Source organism: Pantoea sp. GbtcB22 (genome assembly GCF_019091025.1).
Taxonomy (GTDB): domain Bacteria; phylum Pseudomonadota; class Gammaproteobacteria; order Enterobacterales; family Enterobacteriaceae; genus Pantoea; species Pantoea leporis.
In genome coordinates, this window is record NZ_JAGXKB010001001.1 from 1 (window position 1) to 230 (window position 230).

Annotated in this window: 1 protein-coding gene; it reads left to right on the forward strand. The window is 64.8% G+C overall.

What is annotated here, in order from left to right:
• A partial coding sequence (locus KVT28_RS27305) for a hypothetical protein (protein WP_217551484.1) occupies positions 1-230 on the forward strand: 230 nt, incomplete at both ends.

A 230-nucleotide genomic window follows, 5' to 3' on the forward strand; every position in this document is an offset into this window, starting at 1 on the left:
CAACCACCGGCCAGCGGCGCGGAGCCGGAGATCGCGCCTTTGGCGTGGAAAACCGGGACCAGCTACGGCTATCGCGATGCATGGACGATTGGCACCACGTCGCGCTATCTGATTGGCGTGTGGGTTGGGCGGCCGGATGCCACGCCGGTCGCCGGGCAATTTGGTTTTGCCGCGGCGGTGCCGGTGATGAATCAGGTCAATAATGTGCTGGCGGGACACATGCCGGTGAG